Here is a 9554-nt window from a genome sequence, read left to right on the forward strand (position 1 = left end):
AAATTTAACTAATTAAGGTCCTTTTCTTCGGAAAGGATTTAGGATAGGAAAGTATGGCTAATCTTAAAGAAATACGTAATAGAATATCTTCAGTATCGTCGACGATGCAGATTACTAGTGCCATGAAAATGGTATCTGCTGCAAAATTGAAGAAAGCTCAAGATGCAATTACTGCAATGCGACCATATTCTGATAAGTTGACAGAGCTTTTACAGAATTTAAGTTCTACCTTAGAAGGAGATTCTGCTAGTGTATTTGCAGAGCAACGTGAGGTTAAGAAAGTACTATTAGTTGTTATTACCTCAAATAGAGGTCTTGCTGGTGCTTTTAATTCTAATATTATCAAATCGGTAATACACCTAACCAATAATAAATACGCCAATCAGGAGGTGTCTTATTTAGCTATTGGTAAAAAGGGTAACGACGCTTTCAAAAAAACAAATAATGTTATCGCTAACAAAAGCGAAGTCTATGATGATTTGACTTTTGATAATGTTGCGGAGATTGCGGAGATGATCATGGAGAAATTTGTGGATGGTGACTTTGATAAAATCGAAATCATTTATAACAAGTTTAAAAATGCAGCAACTCAAATAGTAATGGCAGAGCAGTTTTTACCAATTGTTCCAATGGAAGGAGAAGCTAATGCAAATACAGATTATACGTTTGAACCATCACAAGTAGAAATCGTAGAACAGTTGATTCCTAAGTCTTTAAAAACACAGCTATATAAATCTATTAGAGATAGTTTTGCTTCAGAGCATGGTGCACGTATGACAGCAATGCATAAGGCGACAGATAATGCTACAGATCTAAGAGACGAGTTGAAATTAACTTACAACAAGGCACGTCAAGCATCGATTACCAACGAAATCCTTGAGATCGTAGGTGGTGCAGAGGCACTAAACAATTAGACCGTCACGCTGAGCATTGGTGAAATGAACACCCTTTTTCATTGAAAGCATAGAACAAAAGCTATTTAAAATTCACGCTTAGAATTTCAAAATAAAAGTAAAGCCTAACTTTAAAGAGTTGGGTTTTTTTATGGCATTAATTTTGAAACTGTATCTTTATAATCCTTAAATCTTTAAAATGAAATTCCTGAAACATATCCCTTTTTTGGTCGCAATGTTAATTCTTATGGCAAGTTTTTCTCAGTGTTCTACAGCACAAAAGTTACAAGGGGAAGCACCGGCTCAGTTTGGAGACGTATACTGTCAAAAATGGGTCGCAGGAGTTAGTGGTGGTGGTTCTGGATTTAATCTGTTCATACCAGTTATGAATGAGTCTATTAAATTAGATAGTGTTTACTTTAGAGGTAAAATTTCAAAATTAGAATTTAAGACTGGCGAATTACCGACATATATTGGACGTTTTGAAAACGATTTTAATCAACCTAAAGATATCATAATCAGTAGTGATAGAAATGAAGAGTATGATAATAAATTGTCTAAAAAATTAGTAGTTATTCCTTTTGAGTTAAAGGATGACGAATGCGTCGTAAGCTATATCAAGGGTGATAAGATAGTGTATTATAAAATTTCAAACATTGAACAAAAGAGACCAGTAAATTACCCAATGGCCTCACCTGATAAAAACATAAAACTTAATTAGCAAGAATACTTAAACATTAGTAGTGTTATTGAAAATCAAATCAATTGAGACGAATAGGAGCTGCCGAACATGCAATAACATATCTTTGGTTCACGTTTGCTAAAGACGTATTTTTAGACTTTCAAAACTTGACTCTTGAGTGCACTAAAATCTCTTTTTAAACAAACATTTATTTATGGTTTAGCTACGGTTTTACCTAGAATGTTAAGCTTTTTATTGGTGCCCCTATATACAACAGATGGTGTTTTGTCATCAGTTGCAGAGTACGGTAAAGTCTCTGTTATTTTCTCTTACTTCGTATTGTTCAATGTTATTCTAGCGTATGGTATGGAAACCGCTTTTTTTAGATTCTTTAATAAAGAAGACGATAAGGATAGCGTTATTGGAACCTCTGCGATTTCGTTAATAGTATCTTCTCTTGGCTTTTTTATTCTCGCGTTAATACTTCAGAATCAAATAGCAGCATTCATTCAAATTGATGTAAAGTACATCAACCTTGTTATCTGGATTTTACTTTTAGATGCTTTAGTTATCATTCCATTTGCATGGCTTAGAGCCACAGCGCAGCCTATGCGTTATGCCATTATCAAAATTCTAAATGTTGCTATTAACTTAGGACTTAACTTGTTTTTCTTATTATGGCTGTCAGATTTATCGTATTACACTGCTTTATTTGATACTTTATGTGTCGATAATTTTGAAATCAGTTATATTTTTATTGCCAATCTAGTGGCCAGTGCTGTAACACTAATTTTAGTATTATCTTTTTATACTAAAATTAAATATAAGTTTGATTCGAAACTGTGGAAGACAATGTTCCGTTACGCGTTTCCTATATTAATTGCTGGAGTCGCATTTTCAATTAACGAGACCTTTGATCGTATTTTATTAGATAGATTACTTCCGCCAGATATTGCTGAAACTGAAATAGGGATGTATTCTGCATGCTATAAAATTGCATTGTTTATGACGCTATTTGCTACAGCCTATAGATTAGGAATAGAACCGTTCTTTTTTAGCCATGCTAAAACAGATAACCCACAAAAAAATTATGCTAAAATATTAGAGTTTTTTGTAGCATTTGGTTCCATAATATTACTAAGTGTGGTTGTTTTTGCTGATATTTTAAAACCTTACATTGTGAGAAGCGAAGCCTATTGGGAAGCCATGTGGGTTGTTCCGATTATCTTGTTAGCTAATTTTTGTTTAGGGATTTATCATAATCTTTCTGTTTGGTACAAGATTACAGATAGAACAAAATTTGGTGCTTATATCTCTATTGTAGGTGCTATTATTACATTAGCAATTAATATTATTTTTATTGAAACATACAGTTATAAAGCATCTGCAATTGCAACACTCGTCGCTTATAGTGTGATGATGTTATTGTCATATTACTTCGGAAGAAAATACTACCCAATTCCTTATAATCTAAAAAAAATAGGATTGTATCTAGTACTTTCTATTGGTATGTCTGTTTTGTCATTCTACTATTTTAGAGGTGATTATTTTATTGGAATTTCAATGTTAATTGTATTTTTGGGTATCGTTTTCTTTTCAGAAAAAAACGAACTGAAACAAATTTTAAAAAGGAGTTAGTCTGTCAAACCATCAGACATAAGCTAATAATCTATATCATGCAAATCAAAATCATAAACACATCTAATCACGAGTTACCGCATTACGAAACGATAGCTTCGGCAGGAATGGATTTAAGAGCGAGTTTATCTGAATCGAGAGTTTTAAAACCCTTAGAACGCACAATAGTGGGTACAGGTCTATTTATAGAATTACCAGTTGGGACCGAAGCACAAGTAAGACCACGAAGCGGATTAGCAGCAAAAAAAGGTATTACAGTACTCAATGCTCCAGGAACGGTAGATGCCGATTATCGAGGCGAAATAGGTGTGATTTTAGTTAATTTATCTAATGAAGACTTCGTCATAAATAATGGAGAACGTATTGCACAATTAGTGATTGCAAAGCATGAACGTGCTGAGTGGACAGAAGTAGAATTGCTCTCTGATACCGATCGTGGTGAAGGTGGGTTCGGAAGTACAGGGTTAGAATAAATCGAGATGTCATTCAGAACGAATAGAAGAACCTCAAAATAAATAGTTAATTAATAAGAGTTCCGTTTTCACGGAAACGAAAAATAAATTTTTCGATGAAAATAATAGTACCAATGGCAGGGCGAGGTTCTCGTTTAAGACCACATAGCTTAACAGTTCCAAAACCATTAATTCCAGTCGCTGGTCAACCTATAGTGCATCGGTTGGTCAAAGATATCGTGAAAGTATTAAAACAACCTGTGGATGAAATAGCTTTTGTATTAGGTGACCCAGCTTGGTTTGGTGATGATGTTGTAGAGAGTCTAAAAGATTTGGCAACAAGTTTAGGCGCAAAACCATCGATTTATCGTCAAGATCAACCGTTAGGAACTGGTCACGCGATTATGTGTGCTAAACCATCGCTTGCTGGACCTGCAGTAATCGCTTATGCAGATACATTAATTCGTGCAGAATTTGATCTAGATTCCAGTGCCGATAGTGTGATTTGGACTAAAAAAGTAGCAAATCCTGAGGCTTACGGAGTTGTAAAACTGAATAGTAAACAAGAGATTGTAGAATTGGTAGAAAAGCCAGAAACCTTTGTGAGTGATCAGGCAGTGATCGGGATTTACTATTTCAAAGATGTCGAAGTGTTAAAAGATAAATTGCAAGAAGTTCTTGATCAAAACGTTATGAATGGAGGGGAGTACCAAATTAATGACGGTATCAAGCGTATGATGGCAGACGGTAAAATCTTTAAAACGGGAACTGTAGATGAGTGGATGGATTGCGGAAACAAAAACGTGACTCTCCAAACCAATACAAGAATGTTAGGCTTCCTAAAAGCAGATGGTGAAGAGCAAATGATTGCCAAATCTGTGATAAATAATAACTCAACAGTCATTGAGCCTTGCTATATTGGTGAACATGTAGAACTAGACAATGCTACAGTTGGACCTAATGTTTCTATAGGCGATAATTGTGTAATAAAGAATTCAAGCGTTAAAAATAGCTTAATACAAAACCATACCAATATTATTAATGCTACTTTAGACAATGCCATGATTGGTAATCACGTTATATATAAGGGTGATTTCAAAGCGGTTAGTATTGGTGATTATTCTGTTTTGGAATAGAATTTGAAGCCTAATCAATTATAACACGAATAAGATTCCCTTTTTCAAGGGAAAGACCTATGAAAACTAAATTATACATTCTGCTTTTTTTCTTCGGAATAGTTATGCTTCCGCAGAATACCTATGCGCAAGTTGATTTCAATAAGCGTCCCAACGATGATTTAGGAAATGTAGAGGATACATTTCAGGAATATTTCTTTGAAGCTTTGAAACAAAAGGGCATTGAAAATTATCAAAAATCGGCAGAAGCACTTATAAAATGTATTGAAATCGATGACAGTCACCCTGTTTTATATTATGAATTAGGTAAAAACTACATGCAGCTTAAAAACTTTGGAGCTGCTGAGGATGCTTTTAAAGAGGCTGTATCTAAAGACCCAAAGAATGAATGGTTTTTAGATGAGCTTTATGGTGTTTATATTCAGTTAAACGATATGAATAAAGCGCTTAAAACGGTTACGCAACTCGTAGAGTATCATCCAGATTATAAGCAAGATTTAGCATCCTTATATATTCAGTTAGAAAAATATAGAGAAGCCTTAAAACTTCTAGATGAAATGGATGCGCGATCTGGTTATAGTGAAGATAGAGATTATCTGCGTAATCAAATTTATAATCTTACAGGAAATGACGAAGATCGTATAGGAAACCTTGAAGAGCGTGTTAAAAGCAATCCAGAAGACGAGTCTAATTTTCTTCGCCTTATCTATCGTTACAGTGAAACGGAAGAAACCAAAAAAGCATTTGACGCTGCAAAGCGTTTATTAGAGCTCAATCCAGAATCACAATTAGTGCATTTGGCTTTATATAAGTTTTATTTGGACGAGAACGATATTCAAAATGCAATTAAATCCATGAAGGTCGTACTGACAAGCTCTATAATAAAACCAGAAGCAAAAATGAAAGTACTTAATGATTTTGTGAGATTTGTTTCTAAAAATCCGCAATATGAGTCAGATTTAATAGAGGTTACATCATTAATAAGTGAAGATAAAAGTGTGAAAACGCTATTAGAGTTAGGCGACTATTACTTAAAATCTAACGATAAAGTAAAAGCATTAAGCTATTATGAAGAAGCCTTACAACAAGAGCCTAATGCCTTTAAAATTATAACTGATGTTCTGTTACTTCAAATAGATCTTAACAAAGACGCAGATGCGGTAACTAAAAGTAAGGACGCTCTAGACATCTTCCCGTCACAGCCTATATTATATTTAATTAATGGGGTAGCAAATAATAAGATCAAGCAACCAAAGAAAGCTATAGAAAGTTTAGAAATAGGTTTAGATTTTTTAGTGGAAAACCCAAAAATGGAAGCTGACTTCTACAAACAGTTAAGCGAATCTCACAGACAGTTAAATAATATTAGCCAATCTCAAACGTTTGCTAAAAAGGCGGAAGCCTTATTGAAAGATTAATAGTTTATGAGGATATTTAAAATTGGGATAGTCTGCTTTTTAATGACGCTAGGAATGTCTTGTAGGTCAGCACGGAGTATTGTTGCCAATGGCAAAGTTGATTCCAAACTTACCGCGAAACAATTAATAAGAGAAAGTGGTAGACGCGACGCTCGTTTTAAAACGCTTCAAGCGAAAGTAAAGATTGATATTATTGATGGTCTTAAAGAGTCTGGATATACGCTTAATCTAAGAATGGAAACTGACAAAACCATCTGGCTAAGCGCTACTTTAGGTTTAGCGAGAGCGATGATTACTCCAAATCGTGTTCAGTTTTATGACAAGATCAATAACCAGTATTTTGATGGGGATTATAAGTTGTTAAGTGATTTATTAGGTGTAGAATTAAACTTTAAAAAAGTACAAAGCTTGTTGCTTGGAGAATCTCTCTTTGATTTAAAAGAAGACACCTATGTTATTTCTAATAATGAAGCGTCTTATATTCTCCAACCTAAAAATCAGAGGGCAGTATTAGAACTGTTCTTATTGTTTAATCCATCACATTTTAAAATGGATTCTCAGCAATTATTACAACCCTTAAAAAAACGTTTTCTTCAAATAGACTATACCGGATATCAAGAAGTTAAAAAAGAAATAGTGCCACAAAACATAAAAATTATTGCATTAGAAGATAGCGAAGAGTTTAATGTAATGATGGAATATAAATCGGTTTCTATCAATGAAGAGGTTCGATTTCCGTTTAACATCCCTTCAGGTTTTGAAGAAATAATATTAGACAATGCGAAATAAACTGACATACATCCTATTTCTTTTTTTATTGCTGAATAGTTTTACTTCGGAAGCACAGAGTGCTAAACAAAAAGAACTAGAGGCTAAACGTGTTAAATTTCAGAATGAACTGAAACAACTCAACGTTTTATTATTCTCAAATAAAAAAGAGGAGAAATCTGTGGTGTCCTTAGTTGAAGACTTAAATTACAAGGTGAGTGTAAGGCGTAATTTGATTAAAGTCACTAACGATCAAGCCAACTTATTGACGCGTGAAATTAATGCCAACCAAAACGAAATAACTAGTTTAAGAGGTCAATTGACTGCGCTCAAAAAAGACTATTCTGAAATGATCGTTAAATCTTATAAAAACAAATCTGAGCAAAGTCGCATGATGTTTTTATTATCTTCAGATGATTTTAAACAGGCTTATAAACGTCTTCAGTATATTAAACAATATACAGATTACCAAAAGGAGCAAGGCGACTTAATTAAAGGGAAAACCACAAAACTTCAAGAGTTAAATACAGACTTGTTACGTCAAAAAGCAGATAAAGATAAGCTCATAGTAGAAAACAGAGCAGTCAAAAAAGAATTGGAGAAAGAACTCAAAGAGCAAGACAAATTAATGGCGTCAATTAGACAAAATTTAAGCTCATATTCCTCTAAAATCAAAAAGAAACAACAAGACATTGATGCTATTGATAGAGAGATTAATAGATTAATTAGAGAAGCGATTGCTGCATCTAATAAGAAAGCAGGAAAATCAGAGTCTTCATCAGACTTCTCATTAACACCAGAAGCAAAACTAATTGCTAAAAACTTTGTAGCTAATAAAGGTAAGTTACCATGGCCAGTCGTAAAAGGTGTTGTTAAGGTGCGCTTTGGGACACAACCGTCTCCAATTGATCCCTCAGTTAAAATCAATAGCAATGGTGTGAGAATCGCAACAGAGAAAAACGCTAAAGTTAGAGTTGTTTTTGAAGGTGAAGTATTAGCTGTTTCAGGTCAAAAGAACTCTAATCCAGTAGTTTTAATTAGACATGGTAATTACATCACAGTTTATAGAAATTTATTAAAAGTCTATGTGCGTAAAGGGGACAAAGTGTCCGCAAAGCAAGAAATTGGAGAAGTTTTTACAAATAACGCAGGGGAAACAATGCTAGGTTTTGGCGTATTTAAAGACTCCCAACCTGAAAATCCAGCGAGTTGGCTTTACAAAATGTAATAGCATTTTGAAACTTTTCTACGGGATTTACAAAAGCGTTCGAAACTTGTCGAAGCATTTAAAATGAATTCAAACTACAGAAACAAAGCTTTCAACTCAGTAGCATCAATAGCTTTCATTTTACCCGCAAGAACTAGACTCAATTGTTTACGACGCAAGGCGGCATCAAAACGTTCAATTTCTAGTGAGGTTTCAGCAACTAATTCTGGAACTTTTACAGGACGACCTGTTTCATCAACAGCAACAAACGTATAAATAGCTTCGTTAGCTTTTATGCATTCACCAGACTCTCTATCTTCTATCCAAACATCCAAATACACTTCCATAGACGATGAAAAGGACCTAGATACTTTTGCTTCAATGGTCACAACACTTCCCAAAGGTATAGATCTATTAAAAGCAACGTGATTTACAGCGGCAGTGACTACAATGCGTCTGCTATGACGACGCGCAGCAATACTGGCAGCACGATCCATACGCGCTAATAATTCGCCTCCAAAAAGATTGTTTAAGGGATTGGTCTCACTAGGCAATACCAAATCGGTCATAACTGTTTTAGACTGAAATGCTGTTCTTGGTTCCATTAAAAAAGTTTAATTTTTTGTTTCCGTGAAAACGGAAATCTTGTTTTAGCAAAGGTAAGAGGAATTTGAATTTTAACTAAAGGAAATGTGATTTTAGTTTCACTGCATCTAAGTGCAAACTTGAGGATTGTCATATCGATAGTCCGATTACGTTAGCCATTGAGATCGTTACGAGAAAGACCTTACTGTATAAAAATGTATTAATGATGTAAAGCTCCTCTTAATAGAGTCCAAAGACTCTCAAGCAAAAGAAGACTAATCCAATGCCTTTACTAATAACCAAGCCTCACGATTATGCGTGCGCTTAATCGTACGTAAGGCATTTAAAGCCTCAACTCTATCTGTATGACTAGAATACACCACTTCGTGAAGTCCGTAGCGGTTAATACCGATTTTACGAGCTTTAAAGCCTTTCTCTTTGAGTTGTTGCACTTTCTTAATAGAGTTGGCTTCCACACGAAATGCACCAGCAACAATATGATAATTACCAGTCATTTTCTCAACTTGAAGTGTTGCAGCTGGCAAAGGGCTGTCAATTATAAAAGTCGCTTCTTGTACTCTGGCATCCAATTGCTCATTGGCTTCTTCTTGTGCAATTTGATTGTGATTATCAATTTGATTTCCGTAGTAATTAGAAGCTATCAAACCTCCTGCGGTCAAAAAGATTAAACCAACAGCGGCATATTTAAGATAGGGTCTGGCAGCTATGCTTGTTGAAGCACGTTTCTCTGGAGTAATTGCAATAGGAATCTCGC

The 9554-nt window shown here is 34.5% G+C and carries 10 protein-coding genes; 8 read left to right on the forward strand and 2 right to left on the reverse strand.

Features of this window, described 5'->3' with window-relative positions; genetic code table 11:
• The first annotated feature begins 53 nt into the window (after positions 1 to 53).
• The 8 genes from atpG to ACJAZK_RS11210 all read left to right on the forward strand — a co-directional run bounded on the left by atpG (position 54) and on the right by ACJAZK_RS11210 (position 8215).
• Positions 54 to 914, forward strand: coding sequence for an ATP synthase F1 subunit gamma (gene atpG / locus ACJAZK_RS11175; RefSeq protein ID WP_415224041.1), 861 nt, complete (start codon positions 54 to 56; stop codon positions 912 to 914).
• A 178-nt stretch (positions 915 to 1092) separates the two neighbouring features.
• Positions 1093 to 1614: a hypothetical protein gene (locus ACJAZK_RS11180; RefSeq protein ID WP_415224042.1), complete on the forward strand. Its 522-nt coding sequence runs from the start codon at positions 1093 to 1095 to the stop codon at positions 1612 to 1614.
• 135 nt (positions 1615 to 1749) lie between these two features.
• Entirely contained in the window at positions 1750 to 3213 is a 1464-nt protein-coding gene (locus ACJAZK_RS11185; RefSeq protein WP_415224043.1) for an oligosaccharide flippase family protein, read from the forward strand.
• 38 nt (positions 3214 to 3251) lie between these two features.
• On the forward strand, positions 3252 to 3686 hold the full coding sequence (gene dut / locus ACJAZK_RS11190; RefSeq protein ID WP_415224044.1) for a dUTP diphosphatase: 435 nt from the start codon (positions 3252 to 3254) through the stop codon (positions 3684 to 3686).
• Between the two features lie 95 nt (positions 3687 to 3781).
• Complete coding sequence (locus ACJAZK_RS11195; RefSeq protein WP_415224045.1) at positions 3782 to 4801, forward strand: sugar phosphate nucleotidyltransferase; 1020 nt, start codon at positions 3782 to 3784, stop codon at positions 4799 to 4801.
• 59 nt (positions 4802 to 4860) lie between these two features.
• The gene (locus ACJAZK_RS11200; protein WP_415224046.1) at positions 4861 to 6219 is read left to right on the forward strand and encodes a tetratricopeptide repeat protein; all 1359 of its coding nucleotides are present in this window, start codon (positions 4861 to 4863) and stop codon (positions 6217 to 6219) included.
• Positions 6220 to 6225: 6 nt separating this feature from the next.
• Positions 6226 to 7008 carry a DUF4292 domain-containing protein gene (locus ACJAZK_RS11205; protein ID WP_415224047.1) on the forward strand — a complete coding sequence of 261 codons (783 nt, stop codon included), beginning with the start codon at positions 6226 to 6228 and terminating at the stop codon, positions 7006 to 7008.
• On the forward strand, positions 6998 to 8215 hold the full coding sequence (locus ACJAZK_RS11210; RefSeq protein WP_415224048.1) for a murein hydrolase activator EnvC family protein: 1218 nt from the start codon (positions 6998 to 7000) through the stop codon (positions 8213 to 8215). Before ACJAZK_RS11205 ends, ACJAZK_RS11210 begins: the two co-directional genes overlap by 11 nt.
• A 74-nt stretch (positions 8216 to 8289) precedes the next feature.
• Here ACJAZK_RS11210 and ACJAZK_RS11215 read toward each other — a convergent pair whose 3' ends face one another.
• Positions 8290 to 8799 (reverse strand): acyl-CoA thioesterase, encoded by a 510-nt coding sequence (locus tag ACJAZK_RS11215; RefSeq protein WP_028870633.1) that lies wholly within the window; start codon positions 8797 to 8799, stop codon positions 8290 to 8292.
• 255 nt (positions 8800 to 9054) lie between these two features.
• The coding region (locus ACJAZK_RS11220) for an SPOR domain-containing protein (protein ID WP_415224049.1) at positions 9055 to 9554 on the reverse strand (500 nt) is incomplete at its 5' end.

This window comes from Psychroserpens sp., assembly GCF_047633235.1.
GTDB lineage: Bacteria > Bacteroidota > Bacteroidia > Flavobacteriales > Flavobacteriaceae > Psychroserpens.

Bases quoted from the DNA above. Each gene is read 5' to 3' on its own strand.
- ACJAZK_RS11195 (WP_415224045.1), top strand. From the start codon at position 3,782: ATGAAAATAATAGTACCAATGGCAGGGCGAGGTTCTCGTTTAAGACCA.
- ACJAZK_RS11200 (WP_415224046.1), top strand. From the start codon at position 4,861: ATGAAAACTAAATTATACATTCTGCTTTTTTTCTTCGGAATAGTTATG.
- dut (WP_415224044.1), top strand. From the start codon at position 3,252: ATGCAAATCAAAATCATAAACACATCTAATCACGAGTTACCGCATTAC.
- ACJAZK_RS11215 (WP_028870633.1), bottom strand. From the start codon at position 8,799: ATGGAACCAAGAACAGCATTTCAGTCTAAAACAGTTATGACCGATTTG.
- atpG (WP_415224041.1), top strand. From the start codon at position 54: ATGGCTAATCTTAAAGAAATACGTAATAGAATATCTTCAGTATCGTCG.
- ACJAZK_RS11180 (WP_415224042.1), top strand. From the start codon at position 1,093: ATGAAATTCCTGAAACATATCCCTTTTTTGGTCGCAATGTTAATTCTT.
- ACJAZK_RS11205 (WP_415224047.1), top strand. From the start codon at position 6,226: ATGAGGATATTTAAAATTGGGATAGTCTGCTTTTTAATGACGCTAGGA.
- ACJAZK_RS11210 (WP_415224048.1), top strand. From the start codon at position 6,998: ATGCGAAATAAACTGACATACATCCTATTTCTTTTTTTATTGCTGAAT.